At 71.7% G+C, this 20,623-nt stretch carries 18 protein-coding genes; 10 read left to right on the forward strand and 8 right to left on the reverse strand.

Features of this window, described 5'->3' with window-relative positions; translation table 11 throughout:
* Nucleotides 1-13: 13 nt before the first annotated feature.
* Nucleotides 14-961, reverse strand: a complete 948-nt coding sequence (nudC, locus tag C8E83_RS09890; RefSeq protein ID WP_121369738.1) for an NAD(+) diphosphatase — start codon at nucleotides 959-961, stop codon at nucleotides 14-16.
* 100 nt (nucleotides 962-1,061) lie between these two features.
* Here nudC and C8E83_RS09895 point away from each other — a divergent pair, with 100 nt between their 5' ends.
* Nucleotides 1,062-2,063: a phosphotransferase gene (locus tag C8E83_RS09895; RefSeq protein ID WP_121369739.1), complete on the forward strand. Its 1,002-nt coding sequence runs from the start codon at nucleotides 1,062-1,064 to the stop codon at nucleotides 2,061-2,063.
* Nucleotides 2,064-2,105: 42 nt separating this feature from the next.
* Here C8E83_RS09895 and C8E83_RS09900 read toward each other — a convergent pair whose 3' ends face one another.
* Nucleotides 2,106-5,327 (reverse strand): ATP-dependent helicase, encoded by a 3,222-nt coding sequence (locus C8E83_RS09900; RefSeq protein WP_121369740.1) that lies wholly within the window; start codon nucleotides 5,325-5,327, stop codon nucleotides 2,106-2,108.
* Entirely contained in the window at nucleotides 5,324-8,470 is a 3,147-nt protein-coding gene (locus tag C8E83_RS09905; RefSeq protein WP_245981571.1) for a UrvD/REP family ATP-dependent DNA helicase, read from the reverse strand. The genes C8E83_RS09900 and C8E83_RS09905 overlap by 4 nt, the downstream gene beginning before the upstream one ends.
* 94 nt (nucleotides 8,471-8,564) lie before the next feature.
* On the opposite strand from C8E83_RS09905, the gene C8E83_RS09910 reads away from it, so the two are divergent.
* Both C8E83_RS09910 and C8E83_RS09915 read left to right on the forward strand, forming a co-directional pair.
* Complete coding sequence (locus tag C8E83_RS09910; protein WP_121369741.1) at nucleotides 8,565-8,789, forward strand: DUF3107 domain-containing protein; 225 nt, start codon at nucleotides 8,565-8,567, stop codon at nucleotides 8,787-8,789.
* Between the two features lies 1 nt (nucleotide 8,790).
* Complete coding sequence (locus C8E83_RS09915; RefSeq protein WP_121369742.1) at nucleotides 8,791-9,090, forward strand: hypothetical protein; 300 nt, start codon at nucleotides 8,791-8,793, stop codon at nucleotides 9,088-9,090.
* A gap of 24 nt (nucleotides 9,091-9,114) precedes the next feature.
* On the opposite strand, the gene C8E83_RS09920 is transcribed toward C8E83_RS09915, so the two are convergent.
* Nucleotides 9,115-9,840, reverse strand: coding sequence for a ferritin-like fold-containing protein (locus C8E83_RS09920; protein ID WP_121369743.1), 726 nt, complete (start codon nucleotides 9,838-9,840; stop codon nucleotides 9,115-9,117).
* A gap of 101 nt (nucleotides 9,841-9,941) precedes the next feature.
* Between C8E83_RS09920 and C8E83_RS09925 the strand changes: the two genes are divergently transcribed.
* Nucleotides 9,942-11,384, forward strand: coding sequence for a DEAD/DEAH box helicase (locus tag C8E83_RS09925; protein WP_121369744.1), 1,443 nt, complete (start codon nucleotides 9,942-9,944; stop codon nucleotides 11,382-11,384).
* A gap of 48 nt (nucleotides 11,385-11,432) precedes the next feature.
* Here C8E83_RS09925 and C8E83_RS09930 read toward each other — a convergent pair whose 3' ends face one another.
* Complete coding sequence (locus C8E83_RS09930) at nucleotides 11,433-12,287, reverse strand: PHP domain-containing protein (RefSeq protein ID WP_121369745.1); 855 nt, start codon at nucleotides 12,285-12,287, stop codon at nucleotides 11,433-11,435.
* Between the two features lie 35 nt (nucleotides 12,288-12,322).
* Between C8E83_RS09930 and C8E83_RS09935 the strand changes: the two genes are divergently transcribed.
* From C8E83_RS09935 to C8E83_RS09955, 5 genes are read left to right on the forward strand one after another with little or no spacing between them, the layout of a single operon-like run.
* The gene (locus C8E83_RS09935) at nucleotides 12,323-13,348 is read left to right on the forward strand and encodes an endonuclease/exonuclease/phosphatase family protein (RefSeq protein WP_121369746.1); all 1,026 of its coding nucleotides are present in this window, start codon (nucleotides 12,323-12,325) and stop codon (nucleotides 13,346-13,348) included.
* Nucleotides 13,349-13,370: 22 nt separating this feature from the next.
* Nucleotides 13,371-14,864 (forward strand): aminopeptidase P family protein, encoded by a 1,494-nt coding sequence (locus C8E83_RS09940; RefSeq protein WP_121369747.1) that lies wholly within the window; start codon nucleotides 13,371-13,373, stop codon nucleotides 14,862-14,864.
* A 9-nt stretch (nucleotides 14,865-14,873) separates the two neighbouring features.
* Nucleotides 14,874-16,193, forward strand: coding sequence for a magnesium transporter MgtE N-terminal domain-containing protein (locus C8E83_RS09945; RefSeq protein WP_121369748.1), 1,320 nt, complete (start codon nucleotides 14,874-14,876; stop codon nucleotides 16,191-16,193).
* Entirely contained in the window at nucleotides 16,180-16,713 is a 534-nt protein-coding gene (locus tag C8E83_RS09950) for a DUF1003 domain-containing protein (protein WP_121369749.1), read from the forward strand. Before C8E83_RS09945 ends, C8E83_RS09950 begins: the two co-directional genes overlap by 14 nt.
* Entirely contained in the window at nucleotides 16,706-17,881 is a 1,176-nt protein-coding gene (locus C8E83_RS09955; RefSeq protein ID WP_245981574.1) for an Mrp/NBP35 family ATP-binding protein, read from the forward strand. The genes C8E83_RS09950 and C8E83_RS09955 overlap by 8 nt, the downstream gene beginning before the upstream one ends.
* Nucleotides 17,882-17,911: 30 nt before the next feature.
* Here C8E83_RS09955 and C8E83_RS09960 read toward each other — a convergent pair whose 3' ends face one another.
* Entirely contained in the window at nucleotides 17,912-18,322 is a 411-nt protein-coding gene (locus C8E83_RS09960) for a twin-arginine translocase TatA/TatE family subunit (protein WP_121369751.1), read from the reverse strand.
* Between the two features lie 62 nt (nucleotides 18,323-18,384).
* Between C8E83_RS09960 and C8E83_RS09965 the strand changes: the two genes are divergently transcribed.
* On the forward strand, nucleotides 18,385-19,011 hold the full coding sequence (locus C8E83_RS09965) for an O-methyltransferase (RefSeq protein WP_121369752.1): 627 nt from the start codon (nucleotides 18,385-18,387) through the stop codon (nucleotides 19,009-19,011).
* A 93-nt stretch (nucleotides 19,012-19,104) separates the two neighbouring features.
* Here the strand turns inward: C8E83_RS09965 and C8E83_RS09970 are convergent, their stop codons facing one another.
* Together C8E83_RS09970 and C8E83_RS09975 are read right to left on the reverse strand one after the other, a co-directional pair.
* On the reverse strand, nucleotides 19,105-19,281 hold the full coding sequence (locus C8E83_RS09970) for a DUF3117 domain-containing protein (RefSeq protein WP_121369753.1): 177 nt from the start codon (nucleotides 19,279-19,281) through the stop codon (nucleotides 19,105-19,107).
* A gap of 95 nt (nucleotides 19,282-19,376) precedes the next feature.
* Nucleotides 19,377-20,621, reverse strand: a complete 1,245-nt coding sequence (locus C8E83_RS09975) for a hypothetical protein (protein WP_245981576.1) — start codon at nucleotides 20,619-20,621, stop codon at nucleotides 19,377-19,379.
* Nucleotides 20,622-20,623: the final 2 nt, after the last annotated feature.

Here is a 20,623-nt window from a genome sequence, read left to right on the forward strand (position 1 = left end):
TCGCGGCGCGTGGTCAGTCATCGATCTCGGACCCGTACCAGTCCTCGATGATCGCCCTCGCGATCGACGACCGACCCGGCAGGATCACCGAATCGCCGGCCGCGATCAGCTCGTCGCGGGTGAACCACCGCAGGTCGACGATCTCGGCGCCGTCGGGCTCGAGGCTGCCCGGGTCGTCGACGTCGACCGTGGCGCGGAAGCCGAGCATGAGCGACGCCGGGAAGGGCCAGGGCTGCGAGCCGAGGTACACCGGGTCGACGACGCGCACACCGCTCTCCTCGAAGATCTCACGCTGCACGGCCTGCTCGAGCGACTCGCCGGGCTCGACGAAGCCGGCGAGGAGCGAGTAGCGGTTCTTCTCCCACATGGCGTTCGAGCCGAGCAGGAGCCGGTCGTCGGCGTCGGTCACGCCGACGATGATCGCGGGGTCGGTGCGCGGGAACACCTCGTGGCCGTCGTCGGGGTCGACCAGCACCCAGCCGCCCTTCGTCGAGAGCAGGGGCTTGCCGGTGCGGGGCGAGAAGCGGTGCGAGGCGTGCCAGTTGGTGATGGCGAGAGCCTCGGTGGCGAGGCCGGCGTCGCGCGCGCTGAGACCGGTGGCGAACATGCGGAGATTGCCCCACTCGTCCTCACTCGCGACGCTCGATGCCTGCTCGTCGGTGAGGAGCGCCGCGACGAACGCGGTACCGGCCGGGAGGTCGTCGTCGGACGTCGAGCGGCCCAGGTAGACGAGGCGGGCGTCGGCCGGCACCGCGGCCGGCTCGACGAGGTTCAGGGCGGTCTCGCCGCGGAACAGCGCCCGACCCTTCCAGACCGGCAGCACGCGAGTCGCGGCGTCGGCCATGAGCACGGTGAAGAGGTCGTCGCGCTCACGGGCGAGATAGTCGCGGTCGACCGTGTGGCGCGACAGGGGCAGCCGATCGGTGAACGAGGCCTGATCTTCGGGCGAGCGAGCAGGCATCCGGCCACCAATCGTCGAGGGCGGCTCGGACAGCCGCCGGATCACGGGGTTTGCGCGTGGCGAAGGGACCCCCTCGCCAGGACCGGCCTACCCTTGCGGCATGGCCAGATCCCATCTCACTCTAGCCGCGTTGGCGACGGCGGCCGTCGCCGGCATCGACGTCCGGCAGACGGGCCCGCACGGGTCCATCGGGTCCGGCGACTACGACTCCGCCCGTCTCCTGGGCGCCGGAGGCGAGCAGTGGATCATCCGCATGCCCCGGAGTCAGCGGGCCGAGGCCCAGCAGTCGGCCGACCTGGTCGCCATCCGGGCTCTCTCGACGGGCATCAGGAGCCGACTCACGTTCTCCGTGCCCACCTACCGGGGTCAGGCCCCCATCGCCGACACACGCGCGATCGTCTACGACTACCTCGAGGGCTCGCCCCTCCACGTCGGCGGCGTCATGGCCGGGACCGGCCTGCCGTCCGCCGTCGGAGCGGCCATCGCCGCGATCCACATGCTTCCGACGAGCTTCGTGACGGACGCCGGGCTCACCAGCCACACTCCGTTCGAGGCGATGAGGTCGTCGGCGTCGGTCGTCGACCGTGCGGCGGCGACCGGGCTCCTGCCCGCCGCCCTCCTCGAACGCTGGGAGGGGGCGATCCAGGACTCCAAGCTCTGGCAGTTCCAGCCCACCGTGATCAACGGATCGCTCGAGGCCGAGTCGTTCCTGGTCGACGACTCCGGCGTCCGGGCCGTTCTCGGCTGGCAGGATCTCCAGGTCGGCGACCCCGCGCGCGATCTCGCCTGGGTGCTCGGCGGCCCGACGCCCGACAGCATCGACTCCGTCTTCGAGGCATACAACGCGTCCCGCGACACCAGCGAGCGGTCGCTGCGTCACCGGGCGACGCTGTATCACGAGCTCGACCTGGCGCGGTACCTGCTTCACGGAACCCACACGAAGAGCACCGAGGTCGTCGACGACGCGATCGAGATGATGTCGAGGCTCGTCGACGTGATCCAGCAGCCGGATGAGCGGCCGCTGGTCTCGGGCGCTACCGAGGCCCTCGACCTCGAGGGCGTCGAGGACCTCCTGACGGCCACCGAACGCCGCCACGGCTGACTGAGGCTCTCGGCGGCGCACGCTGCTCTCCCCGGCCGCGGCTCAGAGCCGACCCTCGACACCCTCCCACAGCCGCTCGAGCTCGGCCCGATCGCTGACGTGCTCCGGCTCGAGCACGGCGTCGTCGGCCACGAAGTAGAACGCCGCGTCGATGAGCGCCGGGTCGATGCCGCGGTACGACGCGTACGCCTCGCGGTACAGGGCCAGCTGCAGCTGCTTGAGCGCGAGGTCGGCCTCGTCGCGCGGAGCCTTCCCGGTCTTCCAGTCGACGACCTGATAGCGATCGCCGCGCTCGAACACCGCGTCGATCTTGCAGATCACGGTGCGGGCGCCGAGGGGCAGGTGGATCTCGAGCTCGACGTCGACGGCGTCCAGCCCCGCCCACTCCGACTTCTCGAACGTCGCCTGCAGCTCGGCGAGGCGCCGCGCGTCGTCGGGGTCGACAGGGGCTCCCGGCACGACGCCGAACGCACTCTCGCCCTCGTCGGGGTCGATGTCGAAAGCGTCGGCGTCGAGGACCTCGCTGCGCCCGGTCGGCCGGAATCTCTCCTCCACCCAGGTGTGGAAGAGGGTGCCCAGCCGGGTGGCTCGATACGGTCGCTCGGGCAGCGGTCGCCGGAGCGCGGCGACCACGGCGGCGGGGTCGTCGACGTAGTCCTTGAAGCGTGAGGCGGGGATGCGCTGCGGCAACTCGGTGCCACCGGCTCCTGCGCGGGCTTCGTCCCTCTCGCGGACCAGCAGCTCGATGTCGTCGTGCCACCGCCCGACCGCGGCGGCCGCGCCCGGGGCGCGGACGCGTGCGGCGGCGAACTCGACCGCCGCGCGCCTGCCCCCCAGCGGATCGAACGGCCACTCGGGGTACGCGAATCCGGCGGGCAGCGGGTTCTCGTCGTGCTCGCTCGCGCCCGGCAGGGCGTCGCCGGGCACGAGGCCGGCCTCGACGAGTTCGCCGAGGTAGCGACTGGGGCGGCGAGGCTTCTTCTGCGACGCCCAGAACGAACCGCTGAGCATGAGTTCGTCCTGCGCGCGGGTGAGGGCGACATAGGCGAGACGGCGCTCCTCGGCGAGGTGGCGTTCGCGGTTCTCCGCTGTGAACGCGTCGATCGCCGCATGGAGCTCTTCGCGGTCGGCCGCCCCGCGCCAGGCGAGCACCGGCAGCTCGGCGGAATCGCCGCGGAACTCGTACGGCAGCTCGCCGAACGACAGCCACCCCGAGGTCGACTTCGGTCGTCCCGGCAGCTCGTCCTCGACGAGTCGGGGCACGGCGACGAGCTGCCACTCGAGTCCCTTCGAACCGTGCACGGTGACCAGCTGCACCACGCCCTCTTCGCTCGGGTCCGAGCGAGGCCCCATGTCGTCGCGCCTGGCGGCGGCATTCAGCCAGCCCAGGAGCCCGGCCAGGTCGGCGGCGTCGCTGGTCGCCGCGTAGCCCGCCACCTCGTCGGCGAAGGCCTGGAGGTAGGCGCTCCCCTCGGCCATCCCGTGGTTCGCGACCGCCTCGATGTCGAGCAGCATTTCCTGTTCGACGAGCTTCACGAGGTCGACGAGGTCGAGCCCGATGCGGTTGCGGAGGAACACCAGCTGCGCAGCGAGTCTGCGCAGGCGCATGAGCCCTTCGGCGCTGAACCCCTGCAGCTGCGAGTGCGTCTCGGACGCCGCGCCCACGAAGTCGAGCGCGTCGACGAGCGAGCCGTCCTCGCCCGCGGCGACGGATGCCCGAAGTCGCTGCCGGACGCTCTCGGGCAGCTGCTTCTGGGCGTGGTCGCGGTCGAACAGCCACCGCGACACGTCGCGAAGCCGAGCGACGTCGCGCAGGCCGATACGCCAGCGGGCGCCCGTCATGAGCCGGATGAGCTCCGACCCGGCGGAGGGGTCGTGGAGCACCCTCAGGCAGCACATCAGGTCGACGATCTCGGGGCGCGACAGGAGTCCGCCGACACCGAGCACGTGGGCCGGCACGCCTCGCTCGCGCAGCGCGTCGGCGAAGGTCTGCATGGTCTTCCGCGAGCGGAACAGGATGGCCGCGGTGCGCTTCGTGCCGTCGGGGTTCAGAACGGACAGGCGTTCCTCGAACCAGGTCGCGACGGCTGTGGCTTCGTCCGGCAGGGTATCGCGGAATGCCGTGGTGACGGAGCCCGCCGGCGCCCCGGGCCTCGGCGCGAGGCGCCCGACCCGCACGGGCGATGCCTGAGACAGCGGATCGACGACGACATTGGCGGCGTCGAGCACGGCGATCGGATTGCGCCAGCTGGTCGAGAGCGTGTACGTCGGCCCGTCGGGCGAGCCGAAGTCGCGCGGAAACCGGCCGAGGTTGGCCGCGCTCGCGCCGCGGAACCCGTAGATCGACTGGTGGGGATCGCCCACGGCCATGACGCCCGTCCCGGCGAAGAGCCGCGAGAGAAGCCTCGTCTGGACGACGCTGGTGTCCTGGTACTCGTCGAGCAGAACGACGCGGTACCGCTCGCGGTAGTCGTCGACGACCCGTGGTGCCGTCTCGCAGACGCGCAGTGCCAGGGCAACCTGATCGGAGAACTCCACGAATCCCTGCCGCGCCTTCTCGGCGTCGAAGCGCCGAGCGAGGTCGAGCAGCGGCCCGAGCGACCTCACGGTGTCGGCCGCCGTGTCGATGTCGGCCCGCGCGTAGCGCCCCGCGGGCAGATCGACCACGCCGCCGAACCGCTCGGCCATCGCCGACACGTCGTCCGCGTCCGCCACGTTCTCGCCCAGCGCGTGGCTGATCGAGAGCACGGCCTCGGTGATCTGGTCGACCGATTTGCCGATCGACGCGAGTCGCCGGTCGTCGCTCGAGACGACGAGCGACCGTGCGAGCTGCCACGCCGAGGCCTCGCCCAGCAGCTGGGACTCGTTCTCGCGACCCACGCTCAGGGCGTTGTCGCGGAACAGGGCGTTCGCGAAGGCGTTGTACGTCGACACCGTGGGGCTGTCGAAGACGTCGTGCGTCTCGGGCAGCAGCCCCTGGCGTTCGAGGAGCGCGATGCGACCCTCGATGCGCTCGGCCAGCTCACCCGCGGCCTTTCGGGTGAAGGTGAGGCCCAGGATCTCGGACACCTCGACGAGGCCGTTGGCCAGAAGCCAGACCACCCGGCTCGCCATCGTCTCGGTCTTGCCGCTGCCTGCGCCCGCCACTACGAGGGCCGGCTCGAGCGGGGCCTCGATGACGGCCGCCTGCTCGTCGGTGGGTCGGGGCCGTCCGAGAACCTCGGCGAGCTGCACCGCCGAGAACCGGATTCCGGTCGTGGTCACTGGGTCACCTCTCCGATCACGTGGATCCGGCACGACTGCCCGGGCCGGTTCAGGCAGTGCTCGTCGATGTGCGCCGCGAACACGCGCCTCGCCATGCCGCGCGCGTCCTCCTCGACGCGCAGCCGGAAGGCGTCGGCGGCGCTCTCGTCGAACGGCGCCTGCCGGCGCTCGTCGTACGGCTTCTTGGTCGCGCGGACGCCGACGTAGAGCAGCTTCGCGCCACCGAGGACGGCGTCGGCAGGAGCCGAGTCGATGGCCCCGTCGAGCAGCGCGAGCTGGTAGCTGCCCAACTGGGGGTCCTTCTGGGCCTGAGGCATCGAGAGCGCGTATTTCCCGGTCTTCAGGTCGACGATCGTGACCTTGCCGTCGGCGGACTGCTCGACGCGGTCGATCTTGCCGTTCACGACCGCGGGCCCGATCTCGAGCCGGAACGACGACTCGGCGCCGAGGAGGGTCGCGTGGTCGGCGACGAAGTCGCCGAGGTAGGCCGCGAGGCTCGTCGTCATCCGCCGCGCGCGTTCCTTCTCGGACTCGGCGATCCAGTCGGACTCGAACTCGAGTTCGCCCCAGCGGGCCTCGACCGCGCGCCACAGCGAGTCGGGGTCGATGTCGACGGCGTGCTCCATGACGTCGTGGATGATCGTGCCGAGGCCGGCCGCCGGGCTCGAAGTCCCGCCGGCGTATCGGTCGATGAACCAGTGCAGGGGGCATTCCTCGAACGACGACATGGCGGAGGGCGACACGGGCACGCGCGCCTCCGGGTCGGTGAGGTCGACGAGGTCGGTGTCGGTCGTCGCCTCGGCGAGGCCGTACCACTCGTCGGGCCAGGCGCCCACGACGCCCTCGGCGGCGAGGCGGGCGAGCCCGGCGGCGGCGTCGGCGCGGTCCCGCTCGAAGGTCGAGGACACCTGCGCGTGCCGGAGGTGTCCGACGAGCCCCCGCAGCGACAGGGGCGAGCGGACGTCGAGCGCAGGCAGGTCGCGAGGGAGGAGGCGGAGGAAGAGCGAGGGCGACTCGTCGTCGTTCGCCGTGCACGAGACGACGAGCTGGCGCGTGGCCCGCGACACGGCGAGAGCCAGCATGCGCAGCTCGTCGCTCATCACGGCGGCGCGGCGGTCCACGGGTGCTGTTGCCGTGGACGCCCCCGAGCCCGCCGCCTCGACCTCGACGAGGGAGTCCGGTGCCAGGAGCGCGCCTCGCACGCGGAGGTTCGGCCAGACGCCGTCCTGGAGGCGCGCGACGACCACCACCTCGGCCTCGACTCCGATCGCAGCGGTCGGTGTTCCGACGAGCACCGAGTCGGCGCGGGTCTGCGGTGCCAGAGAGTCGTCGGCGACATCGGCGCCGAGCATGGCCTCGAGGAACGTCGTCGGGTCGGCCGAGGGCTGGCGCTCGACGAAGCGCTTGGCGCTGGTGAACAGGGCGACGACTCCGTCGAGGTGGCGGTTCGCCTCATCGGCGAGGATGCCGTGGCCGCGGGCCCTCTCGCTCCACTCGCCGGCGAGGCGGCTGCGTTCCCAGAGACCCCAGAGCACCTCCTCGATGCTCGCCCCGGCGGACGCCGCCTCCCTCGCGGCCTGCAGGCTCGCGGAGAAGCGCCCGGCGCGCGCGGCGAAGCGCGAGTCGACGGTCGCGAAGCGGCCCGCGCCCGACAGCGCCTCGACCAGCAGGTCGTCGGACGACCGGCGCCCGTCTCCCGCGAGCTCCTCGGCGCGCAAGGCGAGTCGGAGGCGTCGCAGCGACACCGAGTCGAGCCCGCCGAGCGGCCCGCCGAGGAGCTCGGCCGCGATCTCGGCGGTGAGCTCGTCGCGGCCCACCGCCACGGACGCGGCCAGAAGCAGGTGCCGGGCGCCATACTCGTCGCGGACCGCGCGACCGGTGACAGGGGTGCGCGTCGGCACCTCGGCGAGCTGCAGCGCGCGGGCGACGCTCGGCACGAGGGCGCCGCTGCGCACCACGACGAGCATCTGCGACCACGGCACGCCGTCGACGAGGTGCCGCTCGCGCAGCTGACGCGCGACGGCCGCCATCTCGTGCGCCGGGGTGTCGGACTGGATGCGCAGGATCGGCTCCAGCCGCACGTCCGCAGCCTGCGGCCGCTCGAGGGCGGACCGCGCCGCGTGCTGCCGTCCGGCACCCGCGGCGCCGATCCGCTCGGTGACGCGCGACACGAGCCCGCGGATCTCCTCGCCGTGCCGGTGCACCCGCTCCAGCGTGATGGTGGTCACCGAGTCGAGGCCGAGCCGGGCGCCGAGACGCCCGAGGACGTCGGGCATGCCGCCGCGGAAGGCGTTCGTGGCCAGGTCGGGGTCACCGAACGCGACGATCGCGATGCCGCGGCGGGCCAGTGCCCGCAGCAGGGCCAGAGTCGACTCGGTGGCCTCCTGCGCGTCGTCGACCACCACGACGCGCAGCCCGTCGACGAGCGGCGCCGTCTCGCCGCGGTCGAGGGCCGCCACCGCGTAGTCGACCAGCTCGGCGGAGTCGAGGGAGTTCGCCTGCAGACCGTCGACGACCCGGTGGTACTCCACGGCGAAGTCGGCCGCGGCGACCCACTCGGGCCGGTCGGTCGCCCGGCCCAGCTCGCGCAGACGATCGGGCGAGATCCCGTGCTCGGTCGCGCGCATGAGCAGCTCGCGCAGCTCGGTGCGGAAGCCCCGCAGAGCGCGGACCGCAGGATGCAGGTGGTCGGGCCAGGCGGGCCCCGCCCCGTCGTCGAGATGCCCGGCCAGGAGGTCGCGGATCACGGAGTCCTGCTCGCCGCCGGTGAGGAGTGTGGGTGGCGGCGAGCCGGCGAGGCGCGCGGCGTGGCCGGCGATGTCGAAGGCGAGGGACGCCACCGTGCGCGCCAGCGGCCCGGGCGTCGGCACGCCGACGGCAGCCGCGAGCGCGTCGCGGAGCCTCGTCGCCGACTGCCGCGTCGGCGTCAGCGCGAGGACGGACGACGGGCCCCAGCCAGAGCGCCGGACGCGGTCGACCACGAACGCGACGAGGGCGGTGGTCTTGCCGGACCCCGGCGCGCCGATGACGGCGGCCGACTCGCCGTCGCCGAGCGCGAGCACGGCGAGCTGCCCGGCGTCGAGCGGGGGTGGCGGGGAGGTGGGGGCGACCATGCGGTCGACGTTATCGGTCGCGACCGACATCGGGCGTCGGATCCTGCGCCCTGCTCCGACTCGCGCTTCTGCCGACAGTGAACGCGCCCGACGACGTGCTCCGGAGTCGGTTATCGTACGTCTCGTGGACATTCGCATCGGTATCGCCAACAGCCCCCGTGAGATCTCGTTCGAGTCGAACCAGACCCCGGCCGACGTCGAGAAGGTCGTCGCCGACGCTCTCGACTCGAAGAAGACGTACTTCACTCTGAAGGACGCCAAGGGCAAGGTCTTCCTCGTGCCGACCGCCGGTGTCGCCTACGTCGAGGTCGGCAGCGAAGAGCGCGGCCGCGTCGGCTTCGTGAGCTGACGTGGAGCTCCTGTTCGCCGCTCTCGGCGGCGCCCTGCTCGGCTTCATCTTCCACTACGCCCTGCCCGGTCAGGAGACCCGGGGCGTCCTCTGGTCGGCGGCCTTCGGCACCTGCGCGGCGATCGTCGTGTGGGAGGCGCTGGTCTGGGCGGGCATGGGCCCCGGCGACGGCTGGATCTGGGTCATCGACCTCGTGGTCGCTGCTCTCGCCGCCGCCGGCATCACGCGGCTGTCGACCGTCCGTCGGCGTGCCGCCGACCGGGAGCTGCTCGAGCGGCTCTTCAAGGGCGAAGCCGCGTAACAAGCACAGTCAGGGCCAGGAGGCCTAGGCCGTCAGCCCCAGGGCGTCCATCCGCCGCGTGTGCGCCGCGATGAGCTCGGTGAAGACCGGCTCGAGGCGCTCGTCGTCGGCCGACTCGTGCGATGCCGAGATCGCCGCGCGCGCCACGAGGAGCGTGTCGCCGACCAGTCGTCGACCCCAGAGGGCGAGGCGCGAGGCGAGCTTCGGGTCGGCCTTGATCGCCAGCGACAGCTCGGAGACGATCGCCGCGTCGTCGTCGGCGGCCCCGGCCTCGAGCACGCGGACGACGCGTTCGCGGTCGGCGTCGGAGAGCCCCGCGGCGAGGCGCGAGAAGACGTCGTTGAGGAGCCCGGCTGCGACGTAGGAGGCGAGGATGGTCTCGTACCAGTCGCCCCCGCCGGTTCGCCGCTGGAAGTCGTCGATGACCGCCCGGTGCGGCTGCATGGCCTCGGGGGCGTCGCCGCCGGCGCGCTCGATCTCGGCGACGAGGCCGCGGTGCCGCTCGAGGGTCGACGTGGCCACCCGGCCGGTGAGGGTCTTCGTGCGAGTGGACGGTGCGATGCCGGAGGCGCGGCCCAGCGACTCGAACAGCGCGAGCTGCAGATAGGCCGCCTGGCCGAGGTACACGTCGAGGTCGGGCGTGAAGTCGCCGAGTTCGACCCGGCTCACGACGAGCGGGCGGGAGCTCGCTCGGGGCCGCGGATTCGCGGGGCGGGCCCTGCGCGCCCGGAAGCTGAACCATGACACCACGGCACCACCCTAGAGGGTCCTGCCTGGGCTCTCGCATCGGCCGCGTCGGGCTACCGGCTAAACTATGGGCTTACCCCTACATATGAGACAGGGCTCTTTACGTGACATTCAGTGATCTCGCGATCGACCAGGACATCGTCGACGCCCTCGCAGCGAAGGGCATCATCGAGCCCTTCCCCATCCAGACCCAGACCATTCCTCTGGCACTCTCCGGCCAGGACATCATCGGCCAGGCCAAGACCGGCACCGGCAAGACCTTCGGCTTCGGCCTCCCGATCATCCAGCGCATCGGCCTCCACCCGGCCGACGGCGTGAAGGTGCTCGTCGTCGTCCCCACGCGCGAGCTGTGCGTGCAGGTCTCCGAAGACCTCGAGACGGCCCTCGCGAACCGCCCCGACACCAAGGTCGTGTCGATCTACGGCGGCAAGGCGTACGAGGGGCAGGTCGAGCAGCTGAAGGCCGGCGCCCAGATCGTCGTCGGCACCCCCGGTCGCCTCCTCGACCTCTCGGGCCAGCGCCTCCTCGACCTCAAGAACGTCTCCGAGGTCGTCCTCGACGAGGCCGACAAGATGCTCGACCTCGGCTTCCTCCCCGACATCGAGAAGATCTTCGCCCAGATCCCGGCGACCAGGCACACCATGCTCTTCTCGGCGACGATGCCCGGGCCGATCGTGGCGCTCGCCCGTCGCTTCATGACGAAGCCGATCCACATCCGCGCGAACGACCCCGACGAGGGCCTCACGCAGGCGAACATCAACCACGTCGTCTACCGGGCCCACTCGCTCGACAAAGACGAGGTCATCGCCCGCATCCTCCAGGCCGAGGGCCGCGGCAAGACCGTGATCTTCACCCGCACGAAGCGCGCCGCCGCGAAGCTCGTCGAAGAGCTGAACGACCGCGGGTTCTCGGCGGCCGCCGTCCACGGCGACCTGAACCAGGAACAGCGCGAGCGCGCCATGGCAGCGTTCAAGGCCGGCAAGAAGGACATCCTGATCGCCACCGACGTCGCCGCCCGCGGCATCGACGTCAACGACGTCACGCACGTGATCAACCACACCGTGCCCGACGACCACGACACCTACCTGCACCGCGCCGGCCGCACCGGCCGCGCCGGAAAGACGGGCATCGCGGTCACGTTCGTCGACTGGGACGACCTGCACAAGTGGGCCCTCATCAACCGCGCCCTCGAGATGGGCATCCCCGAGCCGGTCGAGACCTACTCGTCCAGCCCGCACCTCTACACCGACCTCGGCATCCCCGAGGGCACGCGCGGCCGCCTCAAGCCGACGTCGCGAGAGGCAGCTCCCCGCTCCGAGTCAGGCGCCGGCTCGCGCCCGTCGAACTCCTCACGGAGCCGCAGCCGCACCCGGGGCGGCGCGTCCGCCTCGCGTCCGACGCAGGGCGAGAAGACGGCTGCGCCGGTCCAGGGCGCAGGAGCAGACGCGGCCGGCACCGCGGGCGAGTCGGGTGCGCCCCGCCGCCGCAGCCGCAACCGGCGTCGGCGCCCCTCGGGCGACGGCGCTCCCCAGGCCCCGCAGCAGTAGCCGCACGGGCGAGGGCCCGCCCGCAGGCTCTGCCGAGCGGTCGGGCTCTCAGCCTTCGACGGGCGCTGATCCTGCGCCCTGATCGATGATCCGCTCGAGCTGATCGGGCGCCGTGGAGTTCTCGGCCAGACGGTTGGGCTTGCCCTCGCCGTGGTAGTCGCTCGACCCCGTGACGATGAGGTCGTGCTGCTTCGCGAAGGCCAGCAGGGTGGCGCGCCCGGCCTCGGTGTTCTCGCGGTGCCCGACCTCGACGCCGCCGAGCCCTGCCTCGACGAGCTCGAGCAGGTGCGACATGGAGAGGTTCGTCTCGCGCCCTCGGGTCGCCGGGTGGGCGAGCACGGGGACTCCCCCGGCCTCGCGGATCAGCCGGACGCCGAGCAGGGGGTCGGGCGCCTCGTGCGGCTCGTAGTAGCCGCTGCGCCAGTGCAGGATCCCCGCGAACGCGGCACTGCGATCGCGCGCGTAGCCCTTGGCGACGAGCGCGTCGGCGATGTGCGGCCGGCCGAGCGTCGCGCCCGGCGACGCCTGAGCGAGGACGTCGGCCCAGTCGAGGTCGTAGTCGGCCGAGATCCGCTTCACCATCCGCTCGGCGCGGTGGAGACGGTCGTCGCGGAGCCGCTCGGTCTCGCGCACGAGACCGGGCGACGTGGGGTCGAAGAGGTACGCCAGCATGTGGACGCTGTTGTAGCCGACGCGGGTCGACAGCTCCATGCCGGGGATCAGGGTCATGCCGGTGCCCTGCACCGCGGCCGTCGCGGACTCCCAGCCGGCCGTCGAGTCGTGGTCGGTGAGGGCGGCGGCGGCGAGGCCCGCCTCGGCGGCCGCGGCGATGAGTTCGGCCGGGGTCTCGGTCCCGTCGGAGACGCTCGAATGAGTGTGCAGATCGATCGGGCCGGCCTTCATCCCTCCATCGTAGGTGCCGCTATGCTCAGTCCACCGTGGTCCGTCGAATCGTCACCTTCATCCTCCTGGTCGCCGTCGCGGCAGTGCTGCTGGTGGCCGCCTTCCCGCAGCTGATCGGCTGGCAGAGGCACTACTACGTCGCCCAGTTCATCGCGTTCCGCGGCGCAGCCGTCGCGATCGCCGTGGTCGCGGCCGTCGTGTTCCTCGTCGTCGCCCTCGCGGTGCGGCCCGTGCGCGGATTCTTCGGCGGCCTGACCACCCTGCTGATCGTGTTCGCCCTCGTCTCCGCCGGTGTGCTGGTGGAGCGCGGCACGGGCGACGCGAAGACGAGCGCGAGAGAGACGGGCGACGTGACCGTGCTCTCGTGGAACACCCGCGGCGGCGCCCCGGGGGCCGAGGCGATCGCGAAGCTCGCCCTCGCCGAGCACGCCGACGTCGTGAGCCTGCCCGAGACCACTGACCCCGTCGCCGACCAGGTCGCCGCCCTGATGAAGGCGGGCGGCATCGACACGAGCGAGTACACGCTGGCCTACAGCCAGACCGACAAGTCGAAGTCGACCTCCCTCCTCATCGCGAAGAGCCTCGGCGCCTACGACGTCTCGGTCGACAAGACCACCACCGAGATCCTGCCGACCCTCATCGCGAAGCCCGCATCCGGCACCGGGCCCACCATCGTCGCCGTGCACTCGGTCGCACCGGTCAAGTGGTACATGCCGCAGTGGCGCCACGACCTGGCGTACCTGTCGAAGCTCTGCAGCGGCACGAACATGATCATGGCGGGCGACTTCAATTCCACCCTCGACCACCTCAAGGGGCTCGGCACGGGGAGCGCGACGCTCGGCAGCTGCCGCGACGCGGCCCTCGCCACGTCGAACGCCGCGGTGGGCACCTGGCCGACGAGCGTCCCCCCGCTCGCCAGCGCGCCGATCGACCACGTGATGGCGACCTCCGACTGGAAGATCGACGGCTTCCACGTCATCACGACCGAAGACCACGCCGGCAGCGACCACCGCCCCGTGGTCGCGCAGCTCAGCCCGAAGGACATCCAGGCGAACCCCTAGCGCGACGCGCCATACTGGTCCCATGGCTGAACAGAAGGCTCCTCGCGCTACCTCCAACCGTTCGACGACCCCGGTCTCCGACACGTTCAAGGAGTACATCTCGTCGTCGTGGGCCGATCGCCCTGAGGCCGAGGTGAGTCCGGCCGAGCAGGCCCCGTTCGCCGCCGCCCGCCGCGCGAAGCTCTCCGCCCTCCACCCGGGCAAGCGCCTCGTGCTGCCCGCCGGTCAGGCGAAGGTCCGCTCGAACGACACCGACTACCCGTACCGCGCGCACGCCGCCTTCTCGCACCTGACCGGCTGGGGCGCCGACACGGTGCCCGGCTCCGTCCTCGTCCTGGAGCCCACGGCCGACGGCCACGACGCCACCCTGTACTTCCGCGCCAGCGCGGGCCGCGACTCCGACGAGTTCTACGCGAACCCGGAGATCGGCGAGTTCTGGATCGGGCCGCGCCCGTCGCTCGCCGAGGTCGGGGCCGTCCTCGGTCTCGCCACGCGCGACCTGGCCGACTTCGAGGCCGTCGTCGCGGCGTCCGACGCCGACACCCTGCTCGTCCGCGGCGCCGACGCCGACCTCACCCGCCGCGTCGACGCGCTGGTCGAGACCGCCCCCGACCTCGAGACCGTCGACACCGCCGCCGACCGCGCAGCCGCCCTCGACGTCCTCACCCGCGACGTGAGCGAGCTGCGCCTGGTCAAGGACCCCTACGAGATCGCCGAGATGCGCGCCGCGGTCGCCGCCACCAAGCGCGGCTTCGACGACGTCATCGCCGACTTCGGCGACATCGTCGCCCACACCCGCGGCGAGCGGCTCGTCGAGGGCACGTTCAACCGTCGTGCGCGCGCCGACGGCAACACCGTCGGGTACGACACGATCGCGGCTTCCGGTGACCACGCCTGCATCCTGCACTGGACCCGCAACGACGGTGCCGTGAAGCCTGGCGACCTGATCCTCATCGACGCCGGCATCGAGCTCGAGAGCCTCTACACCGCCGACATCACCCGCACCCTCCCGGTGTCGGGCCGCTTCAGCGACGTGCAGCGCCTCGTCTACGAGGCCGTGCTCGAGGCCGCCGACGCCGCCTTCTCGATCGTGAAGCCGGGCATCCGGTTCCGCGAGGTGCACGCCACGGCGATGGCCGTGATCGCCGAGAAGACGGCCGAGTGGGGCTTCCTACCGGTCTCGGCGGAGGAGTCGCTGAAGCCCGAGGCGCAGTACCACCGCCGCTACATGGTGCACGGCACGAGCCACCACCTCGGCATCGACGTGCACGACTGCGCGGCCGCCCGCCGCGACCTGTACCTCGACGGCGTCGTGGAGGAGGGAATGGTCTTCACGATCGAGCCCGGCCTGTACTTCCAGCCCGACGACCTCACCGTGCCGGAGGAGTTCCGCGGCATCGGCGTGCGCATCGAGGACGACATCCTCGTGACCGCCGACGGCGCCGAGAACCTCTCCATCGCGATCCCCCGCACCGCGGGCGACGTCGAGGCGTGGATCGCCCGCCAGGCGGGCTAGATTGGTCTCGTGAGCGCCACGAGAGTCTTCGTCGCCCGACTGGCCGGGTGCTCCGTTTTCGACCCCGCAGGCGACCGCGTGGGCAAGGTCCGCGACGTCCTCGTCGTCTATCGCCGCTCCGAGGCGCCGCGGGTGGTCGGCTTCATCGTCGAGGTGCCCGGCCGGCGTCGGGTCTTCGTGTCGATCGGCCGCGTGACCAGCATCGGCTCCGGCCAGATCATCACCACGGGCAGCGTCACCATGCGCCGCTTCGAGCAGCGCGGCGGCGAGGTCCGCGTGATCGCCGAGCTGCTGGGGCGCAAGGTCCGGCTGCGCGCCGACGACTCGTCCGCGACCATCGAAGACGTGGCGATCGACGAGGTCGCCGAGGGCGAATGGGAGATCGGTCAGGTCTTCCTCCGCAAGCCCAAGGCGACGCCGTCGCCGTTCGGCAAGGGCGCGACCGTCTTCGCGGCCTGGAACGACGTCCGCGAAGAGAACGCCCCCGGCGAGGCGCAGAGCGCCGAGCACGTCATCGCCGCGTACTCCGACCTCCTGCCCGCCGACCTTGCGAACACGCTTCTCGACCTCGGCGAGGAGCGCCGCTACGAGGTCGCCGAAGAGCTCTCCGACGACCGCCTCGCCGACGTGCTGGAGGAGATGCCGGAGGACGAGCAGGTCGCGATCCTCAACCGCCTCGACGACGACCGCGCCGCCGACGTCCTCGACCAGATGCAGCCCGACGACGCCGCCGACCTCATCTCGCAGCTGAGCACGGAACGCTCCGAGGCCCTCCTCGACCTCATGGAGCCCGAAGAGGCCGACGACGTCCGCATGCTCCTGAGCTACGACTCCGACACCGCGGGCGGCCTCATGACCACCGAGCCGGTGATCGTCTCCGGCGACGCCACGGTCGCCGAGGGCCTCGCCATGATCCGCCGCCACGAGATCGCCCCGGCGCTGGGCGCCGCGGTGTGCGTGGTCCTCCCGCCGTACGAGCCGCCCACGGGCCGGTTCCTCGGCATGGTGCACTTCCAGCGGATGCTCCGCTACCCGCCGAACGAGCGTCTCGGCACGCTCCTCGACCAGCAGCTCGAGCCCGTGAACGTGGCCGCGTCCGCCCTCGAGGTGACGCGCGTCATGGCCCGCTACAACCTCGTGTCCGTCCCGGTTGTCGACGACAGCCACCGTCTCGTCGGGGTGGTGACAATCGACGACGTCCTCGACCACGTGCTGCCCGACGACTGGCGCAGCCAGGACCCTGAGCAACCCTTGGGCCGCACCCGGCCCCGCCTCAGAAGAGCACCCGTGACCAGCACCGGAAGGAGGTCGTCGAATGGCACGCGATAGCCGCAGCGACGTCCGACTCGACTCCCCCAAGGGCCTCCGCGTCCGCGTCCTCCCGGGGCGGGGCCGACCGAGTCGCGATCGCTTCGGCCGTGCGACCGAGGCGATCGCCCGAGGCATGGGCACGCCGTACTTCCTCGTCGCGCTGACGGTCTTCTGCGCCGTCTGGATCGTCTACAACACGATCGCGCCCGTCGGCATCCGGTTCGACTCGCAGGCGAACGGCTACACGGTGCTCACGCTCGTGCTGTCGCTGCAGGCCTCCTACGCCGCGCCCCTGATCCTGCTCGCGCAGAACCGTCAGGACGACCGCGACCGCGTGCAGGTCGAGCAGGACCGACAGCGCGGCGAGCGCAATCTCGCCGACACGGAGTACCTCGCGCGCGAGGTCGTCGCCCTGCGCCTGGCGATCAAGGACATGGCGTCGAAGGACTTCATCCGCGACGAGCTGCGGACGCTCCTGGAAGAGCTGTCGCAGCGCGAGGGGGACGAACAGGTCGCCGGGGGCGCGGCGCGTGACTGAGGGGCTGTCCCCTGATCCTGCGACGCCTCAGAGCCTCGAGGGCCGCGTGCGTGCCGCTCTGGGCGGGGTCGTCGACCCCGAGATCCGCAGGCCGATCACCGAGCTCGACATGGTCGGCTCGGTCGAGGTGTCGGCCGACGGCTCGGCGCGCGTGGGCGTGAGGCTGACGATCGTCGGCTGCCCGGCCGCCGACACGATCGAGCGCGACGTCCGCGAGGCCACGGCCCGGGTCGACGGCGTGACGAGCGTCGAGGTCGACGTGTCGGTGATGACGCAGGAGCAGCGGAAAGCCCTCACGACCAAGCTCCAGGCCGGCCGTGCCGCCCGCGGCCCCCAGTTCGGACGCGACTCGCTCACGCGCATCTTCGCGGTCACGAGCGGCAAGGGCGGGGTCGGCAAGTCGTCGGTGACCGCGAACCTGGCCGTCGCCCTCGCCGAGCGCGGGCTGGCCGTCGGCATCATCGACGCCGACGTGTTCGGCTTCTCGATCCCCGGGCTGCTCGGGCTCGTGGACGAGTCCGGCGCGACGGTGAAGCCGACGCGGGTCGACGAGATGATCCTGCCGCCCGTCGCGTACGGCGTGAAGGTGATCTCGGTCGGCATGTTCGTCGACGACACCTCGACCGCGGTCATGTGGCGCGGGCCGATGCTCCATCGCACGATCGAGCAGTTCCTCACCGACGTGTACTTCGGCGACCTCGACGTGCTGCTGCTCGACCTCCCGCCCGGCACGGGCGACGTGGCCCTGTCGATCGGGCAGCTGCTCCCCCACGCCGAGGTTCTGGTCGTCACGACCCCGCAGCCGGCCGCCGCCGACGTCGCCGAGCGGTCGGGCGTGGTCGCGCGCCGGACCGGCCAGCGAGTCGTCGGCGTGATCGAGAACATGGCCGGGCTGCCGCAGCCCGACGGCACCGTGCTCGAGCTGTTCGGCTCGGGCGGTGGGGCCGAGACCGCCCGCCGTCTCTCGATCGGTCAGGAGTCGCCGGTCGAGGTGCTGGCGTCGATCCCGCTGAGCGTCGCCCTCCGTGCCGGTGGGGACGCAGGATCCCCGATCGTCGTCGCCGACCCGTCCGACGCGGCTGCCATCGCCCTCACGGCCCTCGCCTCCCGGCTCGCCGTGCGCACCGACTCGCTCGCCGGCCGTCGCCTCGGCCTCAGCGTCTCCTGACGGCGGTCGCGCGGCTCGGGAGTCGACGGGCTAGGTGGCCTCGTTGTCGTAGGGCGGCGCCTCGCCCACGGCGAGTGGGATGACGGTGCGCGAGGGCACCGGAACGTACTCGGGCTCGAAGCCGACCGAGCCCGCACCGGACTCCAGCTCGCCCGAGGCGGCCGACGCAGGCGTCGAGATCGCGGTCGTCGGCTCTTCGAGCAGAGCGTCGCGGATGATGCGCCGGGGGTCGTACTGGCGCGGATCGAGCTTCTGCCAGTCCATGTCGGCGAACTCGTCGCCCATCTCGTCGCGCATGCGCTCGCGAGCCTGGTCGGCCATGCCCCGCACGGTGCGGACGAGGCCCGCCAGCTTGGCGGCGTAGGTCGGAAGGCGTGTCGGACCCAACAGCAAGATCGCGATCAGACCGATCACGAAGAGTTTGTCGAGGGATTGCAACACGAGAAGAGACTAACTGCTCCGGAGCCAAACTCCCCCATAGAGTTGACCGACGAGGAGTGAGAGTGCCACACAGAGAGTCAAGCTGGAAGTTCGCCGAAGAGCTGGTCACCGAGAGCGACGCGATCACCCTCGCACGCCAGCACTCCGTCGAGGCCGGCGTCGACACGGTGTCGCCCGGGGTCGGCGCTCAGCTGGCCGTCGCGACCTCGCTCCTGAAGGCCCGCAGCATCATCGAGATCGGCACCGGGCTCGGTGTCTCGGGGCTCTGGCTCCTGCACGGCGCCCCCGATGCCACCCTCACCTCGATCGACACCGAGGTCGACCACCAGCAGTCGGCTCGTGAGGCCTTCGCCCTCGCGGGCGTCCCGGCGGCCCGCGTGCGCATGATCACCGGCCGGGCGTCCGAGGTGCTGCCGCGCATGAACGAGGCCGCGTACGACGTGGTCCTCGTCGACGCCGACCCCGAAGGGGTCATCGAGTACGTCGAGCACGCTCTCCGGCTCGCCCGCACCGGCGGCATCGTGCTCGTCGCGCACGCGCTCGCCGACGGTCGCGTCGCGAACCCCGCGGCCCGCGACCGGGTCGTCAGCGACCTCCGCACCCTCCTCACCGAGGTCTCGTCGTCGCCCGCCGTGATCTCGTCGCTCGCGACGGCCGGGGACGGCCTGCTGCAGCTCGTCAAGCGCTGAGCCGGCACGTACAGCGCTGCGCGCACGAGAAAGCCCCGCCGTCACGCTGATGCGCGACGCCGGGGCTTTCGTCGGGTGTGAGAAACCTGGGCGCTAGGAAGCGGCCTGGACGACGCCCGCCAGGGCGTCGTGCAGCTCGCGGGCCTCGTCGTCGTTGACCGAGACCACCAGGCGGCCACCACCTTCGAGCGGAACCCGCACGATGATGAGGCGACCCTCCTTCACGGCCTCCATTGGTCCGTCGCCGGTTCTCGGCTTCATGGCTGCCATCTGTTCTCCCCTTTCGCGGAATGCTCCCCTCCATTATCCGTGTTTTCGGCGGATACCCCCAAAACGTCGCGGATCCCGCCTCGCCGAGCCGTCGATCACGGCGGCGTCCAGTCGTAGCCGTTCACCCACCAGCAGATGTAGAGCCAGCCCCACTGCCCGGCGATCGACACGACGACCAGCCCGACGCGCCACACCCACGACCGCGGCACCGCCAGCGCTCCGAGCAGAGGGAACATCGGCATGAGCACGCGGAACGTGCTCGACTGCGGGAAGAACACCGCCAGCAGGTACACCGCGTACGACGCCGGCCACACGCGCAGGTCGAGCGGCAGCCGCCGCGCCCACGCCGATGTGAGGAAGAGCACGAACAGCAGCACCACCACGCCGAGCACGAGCAGCCCCGCCCCGCCCTTGAGCCACCAGTTCGCGCCCTGGATCCACGCGGTGAACGGCACCAGCTTCTGGTAGCCGATGTAGTCCGCCCGCCACGACAGCTCCGTGGCCGTGTAGGCGTCGAGGCGCCCCGTCACGAGCCCCGCGACGATCGGCCAGGCGAAGCCCAGGGCGCAGGATCCGACGGTCACGACGGCGACCGTCACCCGTTCGCGCACCGGGAACCCCTCCCGCCCGCGCCTGACGTACCACACCACGAAGTGCACCGCGAGTGCGAGCCCGAACGCCACCACCCCCGGCCGCGTGAACGACGCCACGGCGAGCACGGCGAGCATCCACCAGTACCGCCGCTGCAGGAGCAGCAGGAGGGCAGCCGCGAGCAGGAACAGGAAGAGCGACTCCGCGTAGTCGACCTGCATCAGCGGCGACAGCGGCGCGACGCAGAAGAGCGTCACCGCGAAGAGGGCGGACGACGCGGGGAGCGCCCGGAGCATGAGGCGGTAGACGAGGAGCGCTGCTCCTGCGGCCGAGAGCACCGACACGGCGATGGCGACCGGCGAGAACGCCAGCCCCGTGACGACCATGAAGGCGCGCACCAGGAACGGGTACACCGGCAGGAAGGCCCAGGCGTTCTGGCCCACGTGGCCGAGCGTGTCGAGGGGCAGCGTCGCCGGGTAGCCGCTGACGGCGACGATGTAGTACCACTGGCCGTCCCAGATCTGGGCGTAGGTCGCGTAGCCGGGCTTCGCGGCGGTCCAGGGGTTGGCGGCCTGGGTGTCGGCGAACGACAGCAGCAGGATCGTGCTCACGACCCTCGAGAGGACGAACACGGCCAGCACACGTGCCCACCACGGAGCAGCACGGTAGGCCCGTCGGGCGAGACCCGCGGCGCCCTCGTCGGTCGTCGCCGCCGCGTGCGAGGCGCGCGTGGCGAGGGAGTCGGCCATGC

The sequence above is a fragment of the Frondihabitans australicus genome (assembly GCF_003634555.1).
Taxonomy (GTDB): Bacteria; Actinomycetota; Actinomycetes; order Actinomycetales; family Microbacteriaceae; genus Frondihabitans; species Frondihabitans australicus.

What these genes read in the sequence shown, in the direction of transcription:
- C8E83_RS09970 (WP_121369753.1), bottom strand. Translation starts at nt 19,281, where the DNA reads ATGGCAGCCATGAAGCCGAGAACCGGCGACGGACCAATGGAGGCCGTG.
- C8E83_RS09975 (WP_245981576.1), bottom strand. Translation starts at nt 20,621, where the DNA reads ATGGCCGACTCCCTCGCCACGCGCGCCTCGCACGCGGCGGCGACGACC.
- C8E83_RS09950 (WP_121369749.1), top strand. Translation starts at nt 16,180, where the DNA reads ATGGCACGCGATAGCCGCAGCGACGTCCGACTCGACTCCCCCAAGGGC.
- C8E83_RS09930 (WP_121369745.1), bottom strand. Translation starts at nt 12,287, where the DNA reads ATGAAGGCCGGCCCGATCGATCTGCACACTCATTCGAGCGTCTCCGAC.
- C8E83_RS09905 (WP_245981571.1), bottom strand. Translation starts at nt 8,470, where the DNA reads ATGTCGGTCGCGACCGATAACGTCGACCGCATGGTCGCCCCCACCTCC.
- C8E83_RS09940 (WP_121369747.1), top strand. Translation starts at nt 13,371, where the DNA reads ATGGCTGAACAGAAGGCTCCTCGCGCTACCTCCAACCGTTCGACGACC.
- C8E83_RS09895 (WP_121369739.1), top strand. Translation starts at nt 1,062, where the DNA reads ATGGCCAGATCCCATCTCACTCTAGCCGCGTTGGCGACGGCGGCCGTC.
- nudC (WP_121369738.1), bottom strand. Translation starts at nt 961, where the DNA reads ATGCCTGCTCGCTCGCCCGAAGATCAGGCCTCGTTCACCGATCGGCTG.